This is a genomic window from Streptomyces sp. CB03238, assembly GCF_002099185.1.
Lineage (GTDB): Bacteria > Actinomycetota > Actinomycetes > Streptomycetales > Streptomycetaceae > Streptomyces.
The window spans coordinates 21,231-37,300 of the sequence record NZ_NBCN01000038.1; the positions used below are offsets into that span (position 1 = coordinate 21,231).

General features: G+C 73.2%; 10 protein-coding genes. 3 read left to right on the forward strand and 7 right to left on the reverse strand.

From position 1 onward, the window contains the following. Positions 1–26: 26 nt before the first annotated feature. From BKD26_RS36755 to BKD26_RS36785, 7 genes are all read right to left on the reverse strand, one after another. Positions 27–860: an aldolase/citrate lyase family protein gene (locus BKD26_RS36755; protein ID WP_084907290.1), complete on the reverse strand. Its 834-nt coding sequence runs from the start codon at positions 858–860 to the stop codon at positions 27–29. Beyond that, the gene (locus BKD26_RS36760) at positions 857–2,062 is read right to left on the reverse strand and encodes a CoA transferase (RefSeq protein WP_084907292.1); all 1,206 of its coding nucleotides are present in this window, start codon (positions 2,060–2,062) and stop codon (positions 857–859) included. Before BKD26_RS36760 ends, BKD26_RS36755 begins: the two co-directional genes overlap by 4 nt. Beyond that, complete coding sequence (gene rbsK / locus BKD26_RS36765) at positions 2,059–2,943, reverse strand: ribokinase (protein ID WP_084907294.1); 885 nt, start codon at positions 2,941–2,943, stop codon at positions 2,059–2,061. Before rbsK ends, BKD26_RS36760 begins: the two co-directional genes overlap by 4 nt. Continuing rightward, positions 2,940–4,589, reverse strand: a complete 1,650-nt coding sequence (locus BKD26_RS36770) for an ADP-ribosylglycohydrolase family protein (RefSeq protein WP_241519026.1) — start codon at positions 4,587–4,589, stop codon at positions 2,940–2,942. The genes rbsK and BKD26_RS36770 overlap by 4 nt, the downstream gene beginning before the upstream one ends. Before the next feature lie 191 nt (positions 4,590–4,780). Beyond that, positions 4,781–5,947 carry an ADP-ribosylglycohydrolase family protein gene (locus tag BKD26_RS36775; protein WP_084907296.1) on the reverse strand — a complete coding sequence of 389 codons (1,167 nt, stop codon included), beginning with the start codon at positions 5,945–5,947 and terminating at the stop codon, positions 4,781–4,783. Then, positions 5,883–7,445 (reverse strand): ADP-ribosylglycohydrolase family protein, encoded by a 1,563-nt coding sequence (locus BKD26_RS36780; RefSeq protein WP_241519019.1) that lies wholly within the window; start codon positions 7,443–7,445, stop codon positions 5,883–5,885. Before BKD26_RS36780 ends, BKD26_RS36775 begins: the two co-directional genes overlap by 65 nt. Further along, entirely contained in the window at positions 7,445–8,476 is a 1,032-nt protein-coding gene (locus tag BKD26_RS36785) for an ADP-ribosylglycohydrolase family protein (RefSeq protein ID WP_084907298.1), read from the reverse strand. Before BKD26_RS36785 ends, BKD26_RS36780 begins: the two co-directional genes overlap by 1 nt. A gap of 242 nt (positions 8,477–8,718) precedes the next feature. On the opposite strand from BKD26_RS36785, the gene BKD26_RS36790 reads away from it, so the two are divergent. From BKD26_RS36790 to BKD26_RS36800, 3 genes are all read left to right on the forward strand, one after another. Beyond that, positions 8,719–9,447 (forward strand): VIT1/CCC1 transporter family protein, encoded by a 729-nt coding sequence (locus tag BKD26_RS36790; RefSeq protein ID WP_084907300.1) that lies wholly within the window; start codon positions 8,719–8,721, stop codon positions 9,445–9,447. A 596-nt stretch (positions 9,448–10,043) separates the two neighbouring features. Beyond that, positions 10,044–14,606, forward strand: a complete 4,563-nt coding sequence (gene gltB / locus BKD26_RS36795) for a glutamate synthase large subunit (RefSeq protein WP_084907302.1) — start codon at positions 10,044–10,046, stop codon at positions 14,604–14,606. Next, positions 14,599–16,059, forward strand: a complete 1,461-nt coding sequence (locus BKD26_RS36800; protein ID WP_084907304.1) for a glutamate synthase subunit beta — start codon at positions 14,599–14,601, stop codon at positions 16,057–16,059. Before gltB ends, BKD26_RS36800 begins: the two co-directional genes overlap by 8 nt. The last annotated feature ends 11 nt before the right edge of the window (positions 16,060–16,070 follow it).

Here is a 16,070-nt window from a genome sequence, read left to right on the forward strand (position 1 = left end):
GGGAGGTTCCGACGGCCGCCTCGTTTTCATGTGCGGTGGGCCCTGGCCAGGGACAGGGTGCGGTGGGCGGCCGCGACGACCGCCGCGTCGACGAACCGGCCGTCCGGCAGGGCCAGCGCGCCGGCGTCGGTGGCGGCCGCCTTGACGATCTCCTCCGCCGCCGCGATCTCCTCGGGCGCCGGCAGGTACGCCTGCTCGATGACCGGCAGCTGGCGGGGGTGGATGGCGGCCCGGCCGAGGAATCCCAGCGCGCGGCCGTGGGCGCACGACGCGGCGAGTCCGTCGAGGTCGCGGATGTCCGGGTGGACGGACTGCGCGGGCGGCGGGAGGTCCGCGGCGCGGGCGGCCACCACGACGCGGCCGCGTGACCAGTCGAGCCCGCTGTCGTCGCCTACGCCCAGGTCGGCGCGGAGGTCCGCCTCGCCGATGGCGATGCCGTGGACGGCCGGGTGGGCGGTGGCGATGGTGTGGGCGTGCTCGATGGCCAGGGCGGATTCGAGCAGCGCGTGCAGCGGGACGGCAGGTGCGAGGGCCGCGATCCGCTGAATGTCAGTGCCGTGTGTCACCTTGGGGATACGCAGAGCAGCGAGGCCGGGCAGCGGGGCCAGCGCTGTGATGGCCGTGGTGTCGTGCGTGCTGGGGAGGCGGACATGGATCGGTACGGGGTGGGGCGAGGAGAGCAGGTCGGTGGTGGCGTCGAGGGCGTACGCCTTGCGCTCCGGGGGCACCGCGTCCTCCAGATCGACGATCACGACGTCGGCGCCGGACGCGAGGGCCTTCGCGACGACGTCGGGGCGGTCGCCGGGGGCGTACAGCCAGGTCAGAGGCCAGGTGACCGGGGTGGTGGGCGGGGAGGTCATAGCGCGCCCTCGGAGCGCAGAGTGGCGATCTCGGCCTTGGTCAGCCCGAGTTCGGTGAGGACCGCGTCGGTGTCGGCGCCGTGGGGGCGGCCGGCCCAGCGGATGGCGCCGGGGGTCTCGGAGAGGCGGAAGAGGACGTTCTGCATACGGAGGGGGCCGAGTTCGGGGTCGGGGACTTCGGTGACCGTGTCCAGCGCCTGGTACTGGGGATCCGCCATGACGTCGCGGATGTCGTAGATCGGGGCGATCGCCGCCTCGGCCTTCTCGAAGGCCGCCATGGCCTCGTCGCGGGTGTGCCGGGCGATCCAGCTGCCGACCGCTTCGTCGAGGACGTCCGCGTGCTGGGCGCGGGTGGTGCCCTCGGCGAACCAGGGCTCGGTGATCAGGTCGGGGCGGCCGACCAGGCGCATCACGCGCTCCGCGATGGACTGGGCGGAGGTGGAGACGGCCAGCCACGCGCCGTCGGCCGTGCGGTAGGTGTTGCGGGGGGCGTTGTTGCGGGAGCGGTTGCCGGTGCGGGGCTGGACGTAGCCGAGCTGGTCGTACCAGAGCGGTTGCGGGCCGAGGACGGAGAGGATCGGTTCGATGATCGCCATGTCGATGACCTGGCCGTGGCCGGTGGTGGTGCGGGCGTGGAGGGCGGTCATCACCGCGTACGCGGTGGCCAGGGCCGCGATGGAGTCGGCGAGACCGAAGGGAGGGAGCGTGGGCGGGCCGTCGGGTTCGCCGGTGATCGCCGCGAAGCCGCTCATGGCCTCGGCGAGAGTGCCGAAGCCGGGGCGGCGGGCGTACGGGCCGTACTGGCCGAAGCCGGTGACGCGGGCCAGGACCAGTTGGTCGTTGGCGGCGGAGAGGTCGGGCCAGCCGAGGCCCCACTTCTCCAGGGTGCCGGGGCGGAAGTTCTCGACGACGACGTCGGCGGTGGCGGCGAGGCGGAGCAGGGTGTCCCGGCCGCCGGGGGTGGACAGGTCGAGGGTGATGGTGCGCTTGTTGCGGCCGAGCAGCTTCCACCACAGTCCGACGCCGTTCTTGGCGGGGCCGTGGCCCCGGGACGGGTCGGGCTTGCGGGGGTGCTCGATCTTGATGACGTCGGCGCCGAAGTCGCCGAGCATGGTCGCCGCCAGGGGGCCGGCGAAGAGGGTGGCGAGGTCCAGGACGCGCAGTCCCTGGAGGGGAGGAGTCCCGTGAACGGTGGTGGTCATAGGGCGTCGATCTCCGTGCGGTACGGCATCGAGGAGGTGGCACCGGGGCGCTGGACGGACAGTGCCGCCGCCGACGAGGCCCAGGCGAGGGCGTCGGGTACGGGCCTGCCCTCGCCGAGTGCGACGGCCAGGGCGCCGACGAAGGTGTCGCCCGCGGCGGTGGTGTCGACCGCCTTGACCCGGGGTGCGGGCACCGTGACGGGCGCGGCGCCCCGGGCCGCGTAGAGGCTGCCGGACGCGCCGAGGGTGATGACGACCTCGGGGACGTGCCGGAGCAGTTCCTCGGCGGCCGCGTGCGGGTCGGCGAGGCCGGTGAGGGCCGCGGCCTCGTGCTCGTTGGGCACCAACAGGTCGGTGGCGGCAAGCAGTTCGGGAGGCAGGGGTTGAGCGGGGGCGGGGGTGAGGATCGTACGGACGCCATGGCGACGGGCGGCTTCGGCGCCGGCGGTGACGGCGGAGAGGGGCAGTTCGAGCTGGAGCAGCAGGGCGTGGGCGGTGGCGATGAGCGTTTCGTCGCCGGGGGAGAGGGAGGTGACGGTGCCGTTGGCGCCGGGGATGACGACGATCGCGTTGCTGCCCTCGTCGTCGACGACAATGTGGGCGGTGCCGGAGGGGCCGTCGACGGTGCGGAGGAGGTCGGTGTCGACGCCGGCGGCGGTGAGACCGGCCCGGAGCCGGGTGCCGAACTCGTCGGAGCCGACGGCGCCGATCATCGACACCTCGGCGCCGGCGCGGGCGGCGGCGACGGCCTGGTTGGCGCCCTTGCCGCCGGGGACCGTACGGAACTCGCGTCCCGTGACGGTCTCGCCGAGCTTGGGGGCACGGCTCACATAGGCGACGAGGTCCATGTTGGTGCTGCCGAGCACCGCGATATGGGTCATGGGCGGTGTGCCTCCTGGTGGGTGAGCCGGTGCGTGAGCCGGTGGGTGAGTTCGGCCAGTGTGTCGAAGCCGATGCCGTCGAAGGTGTGGACGGAGGTGGCGAGGCGGTTCTTGAGGGGGGAGGTCCAGCGGTCGGGGATCCGGTCGGGGTGGCCGGCGAGCAGACCGGCGACGGAGCCGGCGGTGGCGCCGTTGGAGTCGGTGTCCCAGCCGCCGGAGACGGCACGGCAGATGGAGAGGGCGAAGTCGCCGTCGGCGTGGGTGAGCGCGGCGGCGAGGAGGGCGGTGTTCGGGACGACGTGTACCCAGTGGTAGGAACCGTAGGCGGCGTGGAGCCGGTCGGCGACGGTGTCGAAGCCGGTGTGCGCGTGGGCCGTCGCGATGCCGAAGCGGACCGCGCGGGCCAGGCGTGAGTCGGACGGGACGACCGTCAGCCCGGCGGCGAGCGCCTGGTGGACGTCGGCGGTGCCGGAGGCGGCGGTCGCGATGACGGCCGCGGTGAACATCGCGCCGTACACGCCGTTGGCGGTGTGGGTGAGGGCGGCGTCCCGGTGGGCCTGCTCGGCGGCCGCGGCCGGGTCGCCCGGGTGGGTCCAGCCGTGGACGTCCGCGCGGATCTGGGCGCCGATCCACTCGCGGAACGGGTTGCGGTGGGTGGCGGTGAGCGGCGGTTCGAGGCCGGAGAGGAGGTTGCGGTAGGCGACGCGCTCGGCGGTGAAGGTACGGCCGGCCGGGAGCTCGTCCAGCCAGAGGCGGGCGACGTCGGCGGTGGTGAAGCCGGGGCCGTACCGCTGGAGGAGCAGCAGGTTGAGAAGGGGGTAGTTGAGGTCGTCGTCCTCGGGCATGCCGTCGATGTTCTCGGCGAGCGAGGTGGCGGCGGAGCGGCGGTTCCAGGGGTGCGCGGCGGCGAGCGCCGGGGGCACACCCTTGGCGGTGAACCAGGAGGTGAGCGGCCAGTTCCCGGTGGCGCGGGCGAGGGCCCGGATGGCGGAGAGGGGGAGTTTCTCGACGGGCTTGCCGAGCAGACACCCGGCGGCACGGCCGAGCCAGGCGGCATGCAGCCGGGCGCCGAGCCCGGGTGTGACGGCCACTGGTGCGGGCGGGGGATCGGCCCGGGGCGATGCGCCCGCCGCCCGTACACCCTCCGGCGCGGGGCGCGGGGCGCGAGCCGAAGCCGGTGCGGACGGGGGGCCGGCCTGGTGGAGCGGTGCACCTGGGGCCTGTGCTCCCTGTGGGGCGGGGTGAGGGGCGCTGGCGGGCGCTGAGGCCGGCGGCGGGCCGGACTCGTGGGGCGATCGACCGGGCGTGTGGCCCCCGGCCGATGTGTGGGGCGGCGCGGTGGTGAGTGCGGGGCCGCCCCCGGTGGGCTCCGGCGCGGCGGCCGAGCTCGGCGGTCGCGGCGGGCCCGCGGTTCCTGGCGGGGCGCCGGCCGCCCGTACGCCTTGCGGCGTGGGGCTCGGTGTGGCGGCTGGGCCGTGCTCGGCCGGGGCCGGTGGGGGGCCGCCGTCGGGCGGCGCTCCGCGCGGGGCGGCCGGTGGGGTGTCCGGGTGGGCGCCGGGCCAGTGGGGGCACAGGCGCCTGATGTGGGAGAGGGAGGTGGGTTCGGCGGGGGCCAAGGGGGAGGGGAGGGCGGCCAGTTCGTCCAGGAGGTGTTCCGCGAGAGCGCGGAGGTGCGGGGGCGCGGGGGTGGGCGATGCGCCGGCCGCGGTGGGGGCGGGGGTGCCGCCGGCGGCGCGCCAGCGGGCCTCGACGGCCGAGGCGTCGCGGCCGTCCTCCGCGGCCTGGCGCAGTTCGTGGCCGATCAGGTCCTCGGGCTGGACCCAGGTGAGCCGCACGTTCACCGGAGCACTCCGGGGGCGGGGGAGAGGGCGACGAAAACCCGCTCGTGGGCGCGGCGGCGGGCCGTGTCGCGCATGAAGATCTCATGGGTGACGTCGGCCAGCACCGCCGCCGGGGCGTGCAGGTCGAGGCGGCTGGCCTCGGCGACCTGTTTCGCCCAGTCGGCGGGGACCGCGGCCTCTCCGTGCAGGGCGCCCGCGATCGCGCCCGCCATGGTGGCGATCGAGTCGCAGTCCCGGCCGTAGTTGACGGCGCCCAGCACCGTACGGCGGTAGTCGCCCTCACCGACCAGCAGCATGCCGAGGGCGATCGGGAGTTCCTCGATGGCGTGCAGCCGGGAGGGGCGGCGCGCGCCGAGGGAGGGGGAGCGGTAGTCGGGGCCGACCGTGTCGAAGGGGGTGACGGCCTCGCGGAGGGGGCGGAGAGCGGACTCGAAGTCCGTGTGGTGCGAGGCCACTTCGGCCACCGCCTCGATGGCCGACCGGGTGCCGTCCTTGGCGAGGGCGATGGCCGTGTCGACGACCGTGGCCGGAGTCGCGCCCGGCAGGCAGGCCGCGGCGACCGCCGCCGCGAACACGCCGGCCGCCTCACGGCCGTACGAGGACTGGTGCGGAGCGGTGACCTCGAGGGCCTCGGTGTAGGCGGCGGCCGGGTTCGCGGCGTTGACCAGGCCGACCGGTGCCATGTACATCGCGGCGCCGCAGTTGACGACGTTTCCGGTGCCCGCCTCGCGCGGGTCGACGTGGCCGTAGTGGAGGCGGGTCACCAGCCACTTCTCGGCGAGGAAGATCCGCTGGAGGGGCAGCGCCTCGGTTTCGAGTTCGGGGATCCAGCGGGGGGTGGAGATCAGGTCGGGTACGAGATGGTCGGCGACGGCGTACGCGTCGAGGTGGTCGCGGACCGTGTCGTACACCCGGATCAGCGCGTGGGTCATGAGGGTGTCGTCGGTGACGTGTCCGTCGCCCTTGTGGTACGGGGCGATGGGGCGGGCGGTGCGCCAGTCGTCGCCGTTCCAGGGGCCGACGATGCCGGTGACACGGCCGCCGTGGCGTTCGGCGATCTGGTCGGGGGTGTAGCCCTCGACCGCGCCGCCGAGGGCGTCACCGACGGCTGCTCCGACGAGGCTGCCGGTGATCCGGTCCTCGAGTGTAGGTTTCGGCGTCATGTCGGAATTGTCCACCCCGGGTGGTGAGTTCCGTGTGTGCGAGCTGCTCGGCGAGTTCCACGAGGTCGGTGCCCGCGAGGCGGGGCAGTGCGCAGCCCGCGAGGGTGCGGCAGGCGTCGCGCCAGGTGGCGGGGATGCCGGCGCCGCCGCTGAGGGCGCCGGTCAGGGCGCCGGCGAGGGCGGGTGCGGAGTCCGCCACGCGGGAGAGGCAGGCGGCGGCCGGTACCGCCTCGGTGACCCTGCCGTGGGCGGCGGTGGCGAGCGCGAGGGCGACCGGGACGGTCTCGGCGGCGGCGATGCCGTAGCTGTAGACGTGGTCGACGATCTGGTGCTCCAGGAGCGGGACCAGCTCGAAGGCGCTGTCGGCGGCGCGGGCGAGTTTGGTGGCGTGCCGGGCGTTGCGGCCGATCTCGGTGGCGGGCGGGAGCTGGCCGAGCGCGGCGCCCACGGCGTCGTCGACGTCCGCCCCGCCGAGGGCCGCGGCGACGGCGGCGGCCATGGCGCGGGCGCCGTGCACGCCGTCGCCGTCCTGGGTGTACCGGGCGTCGAACTCGGCGAGTTCGGCGGCGGCGCGGGGGTCGCCCGGGTGGGCGACGGCGAGGACGGCGGCGCGGACGCAGGCGGCGTCGTCGAAGTAGTGCGGGTTGTCGTGGCCGGTGGCGGGCGGGCGCAGACCGGTGGCGAGGTTGCCGAGCCCGGCGCGTACGGAGATGCGGGCGCGGAGGGGCAGGACGGCGGACTCGACCTCGGGGGCGCGGTCGGAGGCCGCGGCGATCTCGGCGGCGAGGGAGTTCCAGGCGAGGTCGACGGCGGCGCACATGCGGCGGGCGGCAGGGAGGGAACGGAAGAGTCCACCGGCGGCGGTGAGCAGGGTCTCGGCGGTGAACGCCGCCCACTCGGCGTCGTCGGAGGGGCCGAGACGGAGGGGTTCGGGGGGCTGGTTCAGGGCGATGGGGACGGGGAGGGTGGTGGTGGCGTTCTGCTCGGCGAACGTGTCCAGTTCGCGGGTGAGACGGCGGGTCCACTCGGGCATGCGGGCGGCGCGGTGCCGGGCGGCCGGCCACCCGGCGGCGTCCCCGGCGGCGAGGCCGAGGAGGAGCCCCTCGACGCGGCGGGGTTCGCGGGGGCGGAAGGTTTCGGCGCGGTGCGCGGCCCCCGGCTCCCGAGTCGGGGGCGGGGCCCCGGATCCGGGGGGATGGTCGGGGGCGTCACCCTCGGGGTGCGGACGGGCCTCGTCGGGTGTGCAACCCGGGGCCGTCGGGGGTGTGGGGGCGTGCCCGCCATCCAGGGGCGGGGCTGTGGCCCCGGGCCCTCCGGCCTCGCCGAAGGCGTGGGCCCTCGGGCTCGGACCCCCGGGCCCGAGGGCCCGCTCGGCGGTTCCCGTCCCGGGGTGTGCGGGGGGCCCGTGGGGTTCGGGGGCGGCTCCCGGTCCCGGCCCGGGGGCGGCGGCGGGGTTGGGTGCGTCCGTGGGGGTTGGCGCGGTGGGGCGAGGGGGCATCAGGGGGCCTCCGTATCGTCGTACGGGGTGAGCAGCTCCGCGATGTCCAGGACGTGGTAGCCGCGCATCGAGGGCAGGCAGCTGCCGCGTACGGGGCCGATGGCGGCCGCCCAGTCCGGGGGGATCGCCCTCGCCCCGGACATCGCGCCGGCCAGGGCGCCCGCCACCGCGGCTGTCGTGTCGGCGTCCCGGCCCATGTTGACGGCCGTGAGGACCGACGTACGGAAGTCGCCGCGGGCCGCCGCGAACGCGCCGAAGGCGAGGCCGACCGCTTCCGGGGCCAGGTCCGTCCACGGGTAGCCGCCGATGACCACCGCCGAACGGACGGTCCGCTCCCGGACGAGCGGGTCGGGCTGGACGCGCTGGGCCGCGACGACCGCGCGGCGCATCGAGCGGGCCGTCCAGGAGTCCATGGGCACCACCGACAGGGCGGCCGCGATGACCGAGGCGGGACCGGCGCCCGACATCGCCGCCGCGACGCCCGCCGCGACCGCCTGGCCCCCGTAGATGCCCTCACCGTCATGGCTCACCGTGCCGTCGATGGCCACCAGCCGCGCCGCCTCCGCCGGGCGCCCCGCCGCGAAGACCCCGAAGGGGGCCGCCCGCATGGCCAGACCGTCGCTCCAGGCGTGCCGGTGCTGGGCCGAGATGGGGGCGGCCAGGCCCCGCCGGAGGTTCTCCAGCGTGCCGCGCTCGCTGAAGCCCGCGCCCCGGAACGGCCCCTCGTCGAGGTCGGCGATCCAGCGGTGCCAGGCCTTCTCGACATGTGAGACGGTCAGGGCCGAGCCGTGCCGGGCCAGTAGGAGCCCGGAGAAGATCGCGTACTCGGTGTCGTCCGTGCCGACCGGGTCGTCGCTGACGAACCCCTCGATACGGCCCCACCGGCGGCGGATCTCCGAGGGCCGCATGTTCTCGGCGGGCGCCCCGAGCGCGTCCCCCACGGCCAGCCCCAGCAGGGCGCCCCGCGCGCGGTCGAGCAGGACAGCGCCATCGGACGCGAGCGGGGCGGGATCGCATGCAATCGACTCCATCGCGTGGCCCTTCCGTGCGCACCGATCCGTTCACCGATCCATTCCTGGATCTGTGCCACGTCGGGGGAGCGCGCTGTCCGCGCGGGGCCAGCTTCACCCGGGTGCCCCAGCACCTAGGCACGCCTTACTAAGTAAAGCCTGCCTTGCTGGCGCGCCCCTTACATCGCGCGTATTTTCGAGGGTGTTGGGGGGAGCGGGGTCACCCGGACCCGCTGCTGTACGCAAGGCGTAAGGGGAGAGCTGTGTCCATCATCGAGACCGAGGCGACGCTTCACGAGGCGCACCGCGACAACCACACCCACCGCGATGTGAACGGCGGCTGGCTCCGCCCCGCCGTCTTCGGCGCGATGGACGGTCTCGTGTCCAACCTGGCGCTCATGACCGGTGTGGCCGGTGGCGCGGTGTCCCAGCAGACCATCGTCATCACGGGGCTGGCCGGGCTCGCGGCCGGCGCGTTCTCCATGGCCGCCGGCGAGTACACCTCCGTGGCCTCGCAGCGCGAGCTCGTCCAGGCGGAACTGGACGTCGAACGCCACCAGCTGCGCAAGCACCCGGTGGACGAGATGGAGGAGCTCGCCGCGCTGTACGTGGCGCGGGGCGTCGAGCCGCCGCTCGCCCGCGAGGTCGCCATGCAGCTCTCCAAGGACCCCGAGCAGGCGCTGGAGATCCACGCCCGCGAGGAGCTCGGCATCGACCCGGACGACCTGCCCTCGCCGATGGTCGCCGCGCTGTCGTCCTTCGGGTCGTTCGCGCTCGGCGCGATGCTGCCCGTCCTGCCGTATCTGCTGGGTGCCACCACTCTGTGGCCGGCCGTGCTGCTGGCGCTGCTCGGGCTGTTCGCGTGCGGCGCCCTCGTGGCCCGGGTGACCGCCCGCAGCTGGTGGTACAGCGGCCTGCGCCAGCTCGCGCTGGGCGGTGCGGCGGCGGCCGTCACGTACGGGCTGGGCGCCTTGTTCGGCGCGGCGATCTGATCCGGGGCGGGGTCGGTACGTACCCGGCCGGGCGCCTGCGCGGAAGTCGGTACGTACCGGCCGGGCGCCCTATTCGGCGCCGCCGAACTGATCCGGCGCAGCCACCGTCACGTACCGGCCGGGCGCCCGCCTTCGGCGCGGCCGTCCGATCCGCAAGGGATCGCCCCTGGTCAGGCCCCCTCGGCAGGCGAGCGAGGGGGCTTCGCCGTACCGTTGCCGTACCGTTGAGGAACCGACGAAGGTCTTGTGACGAACCTCCAATAGCCCGATCCGCCCCTGCGATGAGACACTATGCAACGCGGCACATAAGTAGCCGTAACGCGGCGGTTTCGAAGCCCTCGACACGGGGCATGAGCCGTTAGCGCTGCGGGCAATGAAGCCCGCTCCCCACAGGCCGCCGGATGTCGATGTCTCGACGGCCTGTCCATGTGTGAAGCCGCTGAACCACCTCCACCGCCACCAGCGGTGTCCGCATGCTGGAATGAGCTATCCGCTTTCCGAGAAGCACTCCATCATGTAACCTGCACGAAATTTCGCGGAGGGCCAACGTCGTCCCTCTGGCACTTGCATATGCCACGACGACGACGGGAGAGCCGATGCGTTCCGACGCCTGGTCGCCCATGGACGGTCGCCCCGCCCCGCAGGGTATGTACGACCCCCGCAACGAGCACGACGCCTGTGGTGTCGGCTTCGTTGCCACCCTCACCGGTGTTGCCAGCCACGCGCTGGTGGAGCAGGCACTGACCGTTCTGCGCAACCTGGAGCACCGGGGCGCCACCGGCTCCGAGCCCGACTCCGGCGACGGCGCGGGCATCCTGCTCCAGGTGCCGGACGCCTTCCTCCGCGAGGTCACCGACTTCGACCTCCCGGCCGCCGGTGAGTACGCCGTCGGCATCGCCTTCCTCCCCGCCGACGGCTCCGCACAGGCCGTCTCGCGGATCGAGACGATCGCCGCCGAAGAGAACCTGACCGTCCTGGGCTGGCGCGACGTCCCCGTCGCCCCCGAGCTGCTCGGCGCCACCGCCCGCTCGACCATGCCGGCCTTCCGCCAGCTGTTCGTCAGCGACGGCGGTACGAGCACGGGCATCGCCCTCGACCGCAAGGCGTTCGTGCTGCGCAAGCGCGCCGAGCGCGAGGCCGGGGTCTACTTCCCCTCGCTCTCCGCCCGCACCATCGTCTACAAGGGCATGCTCACCACCGGGCAGTTGGAGCCCTTCTTCCCGGACCTGTCGGACCGCCGCTGCGCCACCGCCGTCGCGCTCGTCCACTCCCGGTTCTCCACCAACACCTTCCCGAGCTGGCCGCTGGCCCACCCGTACCGCTTCGTCGCGCACAACGGCGAGATCAACACGGTCAAGGGCAACCGGAACTGGATGCGGGCCCGTGAGTCGCAGCTCGTCTCCGACCTCTTCGGCGCGGAGAAGCTGGACCGGATCTTCCCCGTCTGCACGCCGGACGCCTCCGACTCCGCCTCCTTCGACGAGGTGCTGGAGCTGCTCCACCTCGGCGGCCGTTCGCTGCCGCACAGCGTCCTGATGATGGTCCCCGAGGCGTGGGAGAACCACGACTCCATGGACCCGGCCCGGCGCGCCTTCTACCAGTACCACTCCACGATGATGGAGCCCTGGGACGGCCCCGCCTGTGTCACCTTCACCGACGGCGTCCAGGTCGGCGCGGTTCTCGACCGCAACGGTCTGCGCCCCGGCCGCTACTGGGTCACCGACGAGGGCCTGGTCGTGCTGTCCTCCGAGGTCGGCGTCCTCGACATCGACCCCGCCAAGGTCGTCCGCAAGGGCCGCCTCCAGCCCGGCAAGATGTTCCTCGTCGACACCGCCGAGCACCGCATCATCGAGGACGACGAGATCAAGGCCGCCCTCGCCGCCGAGCACCCGTACCAGGAGTGGCTCGAAAGCGGGATCATCGAGCTCGAGGACCTCCCCGAGCGCGAGCACATCGTCCACACCCACGCCTCGGTCACCCGCCGCCAGCAGACCTTCGGCTACACCGAGGAAGAGCTGCGCGTCATCCTCGCGCCGATGGCCCGCACCGGCGGTGAGCCGCTCGGCTCCATGGGTACGGACTCGCCGATCGCCGCGCTCTCCGAGCGCCCGCGCCTGCTGTTCGACTACTTCACCCAGCTGTTCGCGCAGGTCACCAACCCGCCGCTGGACGCCATCCGCGAGGAGCTCGTCACCTCGCTGCGCTCCTCCCTCGGCCCCCAGGGCAACATCCTGGAGCCGACCGCCGCGACCTGCCGCAGCGTCACCCTGCCGTTCCCCGTCATCGACAACGACGAGCTGGCCAAGCTCATCCACATCAACGCCGACGGCGACATGCCCGGCATGACGGCCGCCACGCTCTCCGGCCTCTACCGGGTCTCCGGCGGCGGCGACGCCCTCGCCGCCCGTATCGAGGAGATCTGCGCCGAGGCCGACGCCGCCATCGAGGGCGGCGCCCGCCTGATCGTGCTGTCCGACCGGCACTCCGACGCCGAGCACGCGCCGATCCCGTCGCTGCTGCTCACCTCCGCCGTCCACCACCACCTCATCCGCACCAAGCAGCGCACCCAGGTGGGCCTGCTGGTCGAGGCCGGTGACGTCCGCGAGGTCCACCACGTCGCGCTCCTCATCGGGTACGGCGCCGCCGCCGTCAACCCGTACCTCGCCATGGAGTCCGTCGAGGACCTGGTCCGCGCCGGCACCTTCGTCGAGGGCCTGGAGCCCGAGCAGGCCATCCGCAACCTGATCTACGCCCTCGGCAAGGGCGTCCTGAAGGTCATGTCCAAGATGGGCATCTCGACCGTCGCCTCCTACCGCGGCGCGCAGGTCTTCGAGGCCGTCGGCCTCGACGAGGCCTTTGTCGAGACGTACTTCAACGGCACCGCCACCAAGATCGGCGGCGCCGGCCTGGACGTCATCGCCAAGGAGGTCGCCGCCCGCCACGCCAAGGCGTACCCCGCCTCCGGCGTCCCCTCCGCGCACCGCGCGCTGGACATAGGCGGCGAGTACCAGTGGCGCCGCGAGGGCGAGCCGCACCTGTTCGACCCGGAGACGGTCTTCCGCCTCCAGCACGCCACGCGCTCCGGCCGCTACGACATCTTCAAGAAGTACACGGACCGGGTGAACGAGCAGTCCGAGCGCCTGATGACGCTGCGCGGCCTGTTCGGCTTCACGTCCGACCGCCCCTCGATCCCGATCGAGGAGGTCGAGCCGGCGTCCGAGATCGTCAAGCGGTTCTCCACCGGCGCCATGTCGTACGGCTCCATCTCCCAGGAGGCGCACGAGACCCTCGCCATCGCCATGAACCAGCTGGGCGGCAAGTCCAACACCGGTGAGGGCGGCGAGGACCCGGAGCGCCTGTACGACCCGGCGCGGCGTTCGTCCATCAAGCAGGTCGCCTCCGGCCGCTTCGGCGTGACCAGCGAGTACCTGGTCAACGCGGACGACATCCAGATCAAGATGGCCCAGGGCGCCAAGCCCGGCGAGGGCGGCCAGCTGCCCGGCCACAAGGTGTACCCGTGGGTCGCCAAGACCCGGCACTCCACCCCGGGTGTCGGCCTGATCTCCCCGCCGCCGCACCACGACATCTACTCCATCGAGGACCTGGCTCAGCTGATCCACGACCTCAAGAACGCCAACCCGGCCGCCCGGATCCACGTGAAGCTGGTGTCCGAGGTCGGCGTGGGTACGGTCGCGGCCGGTGTGTCGAAGGCCCACGCGGATGTCGTGCTCATCTCCGGCCACGACGGCGGCACGGGCGCCTCCCCGCTCACGTCGCTCAAGCACGCGGGCGGCCCCTGGGAGCTCGGCCTCGCCGAGACCCAGCAGACGCTGCTGCTCAATGGCCTGCGTGACCGGATCGTCGTCCAGACCGACGGCCAGCTCAAGACCGGCCGCGACGTCGTCATCGCCGCGCTGCTCGGCGCCGAGGAGTTCGGTTTCGCGACCGCGCCGCTCGTCGTCTCCGGCTGCGTCATGATGCGCGTCTGCCACCTGGACACCTGCCCGGTCGGCATCGCCACCCAGAACCCGGTGCTGCGCGACCGGTTCACCGGCAAGGCCGAGTACGTCGTCAACTTCTTCCAGTTCATCGCGGAGGAGGTGCGCGAGCTCCTCGCCGAGCTGGGCTTCCGTACGCTGGAGGAGGCCGTCGGCCACGCCGAGCTGCTCGACACCGAGCGGGCCGTCACGCACTGGAAGGCGCAGGGCCTGGATCTGGCACCGCTGTTCTACGTGCCCGAGCTGCCCGAGGGCGCGGTGCGCCACGCGCTGGTCGAGCAGGACCACGGCCTGGAGAAGGCGCTCGACAACCAGCTCATCGAGCTGGCCGCCGAAGCGCTCGGCGCGTCCTCCGCCGAGGAGGCCCAGCCGGTCCGCGCCCAGGTCGCGATCCGCAACATCAACCGCACGGTCGGCACCATGCTCGGCCATGAGGTGACGAAGAAGTTCGGTGGCGCGGGCCTGCCCGACGACACCATCGACATCACCTTCACCGGCTCGGCCGGCCAGTCCTTCGGCGCGTTCGTGCCGCGCGGCATCACGCTGCGCCTGGAGGGCGACGCCAACGACTACGTCGGCAAGGGCCTGTCCGGCGGCCGGATGATCGTCCGCCCCGACCGGGGCGCCGACCACCTGGCCGAGTACTCGACCATCGCGGGCAACACCATCGCGTACGGCGCGACCGGCGGCGAGATCTTCCTCCGCGGCCGCACCGGCGAGCGGTTCTGCGTCCGCAACTCCGGCGCGCTGGTCGTCTCCGAGGGCGTGGGCGACCACGGCTGCGAGTACATGACCGGCGGTCACGCGGTCGTCCTCGGCGAGACGGGCCGCAACTTCGCGGCCGGTATGTCGGGAGGTGTCGCGTACGTCATCGACCTCGACCGGGACAACGTCAACTCCGGCAACCTCGGCGCGATCGAGGCCCTGGACGAGACGGACAAGGCGTGGCTGCACGATGTCGTGCGCCGCCACCACGAGGAGACGGGCTCGACCGTAGCCGAGAAGCTCCTTGCCGACTGGGCAGGCGCCGTGGACCGATTCAGCAAGATCATCCCGACCACGTACAAGGCCGTGCTCGCCGCCAAGGACGCCGCTGAGCTCGCCGGTCTCTCCGAGCAGGAGACCACCGAGAAGATGATGGAGGCGGCGACCAATGGCTGACCCCAAGGGCTTCCTGACCACCGGGCGCGAAGTCGCCAAGACCCGCCCCGTCGAGGAGCGCGTCAAGGACTGGAACGAGGTCTACGTCCCCGGCTCCCTGCTGCCGATCATCAGCAAGCAGGCCGGCCGGTGCATGGACTGCGGCATCCCGTTCTGCCACAACGGCTGTCCGCTGGGGAACCTGATCCCCGAGTGGAACGACTACGCCTACCGCGAGGACTGGTCCGCCGCGTCCGAGCGGCTGCACGCCACGAACAACTTCCCGGAGTTCACCGGGCGGCTGTGCCCGGCGCCTTGTGAGTCGGCGTGCGTGCTGGGCATCAACCAGCCCGCCGTCACCATCAAGAACGTCGAGGTCTCGATCATCGACAAGGCGTGGGACTCCGGTGACGTCACGCCGCAGCCGCCGGAGCGGCTGTCCGGCAAGACCGTCGCCGTCATCGGCTCCGGCCCGGCGGGTCTCGCCGCCGCGCAGCAGCTGACCCGGGCCGGTCACACGGTCGCCGTGTACGAGCGGGCCGACCGCATCGGCGGTCTGCTGCGGTACGGCATCCCCGAGTTCAAGATGGAGAAGGTGCACATCAACCGGCGCATCGAGCAGATGCGCGCGGAGGGCACCAAGTTCCGCACCGAGGTCGAGATCGGCGTCGACATCGACGCCGCGAAGCTCCGGCGCCGGTACGACGCGGTCGTCATCGCCGCCGGTGCGACCGTCTCCCGTGACCTGCCGGTCCCCGGCCGGGACCTCAAGGGCATCCACTTCGCGATGGAGTACCTGCCGCTCGCCAACAAGGTGCAGGAGGGCGACTTCGTGGCGCCCCCCATCACCGCCGAGGGCAAGCACGTCGTGGTCATCGGCGGCGGCGACACCGGCGCGGACTGCGTGGGCACCGCCCACCGCCAGGGCGCGCTGTCCGTCACGCAGCTGGAGATCATGCCGCGTCCGGGCGAGGAGCGGAACGCGAACCAGCCGTGGCCGACCTTCCCGATGCTCTACAAGGTCACCTCGGCGCACGAGGAGGGCGGCGAGCGGATCTACTCCGTCTCCACCACCCACTTCGAGGGCGACGAGGACGGCAACGTCCAGTTCCTCCACCTCGTGGAGGTGGAGTTCAAGGACGGCAAGCTGGAGCAGAAGCCGGGCACCGAGCGCAAGATCCCGGCCCAGCTGGTCACCCTCGCCATGGGCTTCACCGGCACCGACCAGTCCAACGGCCTGGTCCAGCAGTTCGGCCTGGAGCTCGACGAGCGCGGCAACATCGCGCGCGACGAGAACTACGCGACCAACATCGACGGCGTGTTCGTCGCCGGCGACGCCGGGCGCGGCCAGTCGCTCATCGTCTGGGCCATCGCCGAGGGCCGCTCGGCGGCGCGCGGGGTGGACCGCTACCTGACGGGCACGAGCGAACTCCCGGCCCCCGTCCGCCCGACGGACCGCGCGCTGACGGTCTGACCCCCGGCCGC

Bases quoted from the DNA above. Each gene is read 5' to 3' on its own strand.
- BKD26_RS36755 (WP_084907290.1), bottom strand. From the start codon at position 860: ATGACCTCCCCGCCCACCACCCCGGTCACCTGGCCTCTGACCTGGCTG.
- BKD26_RS36760 (WP_084907292.1), bottom strand. From the start codon at position 2,062: ATGACCACCACCGTTCACGGGACTCCTCCCCTCCAGGGACTGCGCGTC.
- rbsK (WP_084907294.1), bottom strand. From the start codon at position 2,943: ATGACCCATATCGCGGTGCTCGGCAGCACCAACATGGACCTCGTCGCC.
- BKD26_RS36775 (WP_084907296.1), bottom strand. From the start codon at position 5,947: ATGACGCCGAAACCTACACTCGAGGACCGGATCACCGGCAGCCTCGTC.
- BKD26_RS36780 (WP_241519019.1), bottom strand. From the start codon at position 7,445: ATGCCCCCTCGCCCCACCGCGCCAACCCCCACGGACGCACCCAACCCC.
- BKD26_RS36785 (WP_084907298.1), bottom strand. From the start codon at position 8,476: ATGGAGTCGATTGCATGCGATCCCGCCCCGCTCGCGTCCGATGGCGCT.
- gltB (WP_084907302.1), top strand. From the start codon at position 10,044: ATGCGTTCCGACGCCTGGTCGCCCATGGACGGTCGCCCCGCCCCGCAG.
- BKD26_RS36800 (WP_084907304.1), top strand. From the start codon at position 14,599: ATGGCTGACCCCAAGGGCTTCCTGACCACCGGGCGCGAAGTCGCCAAG.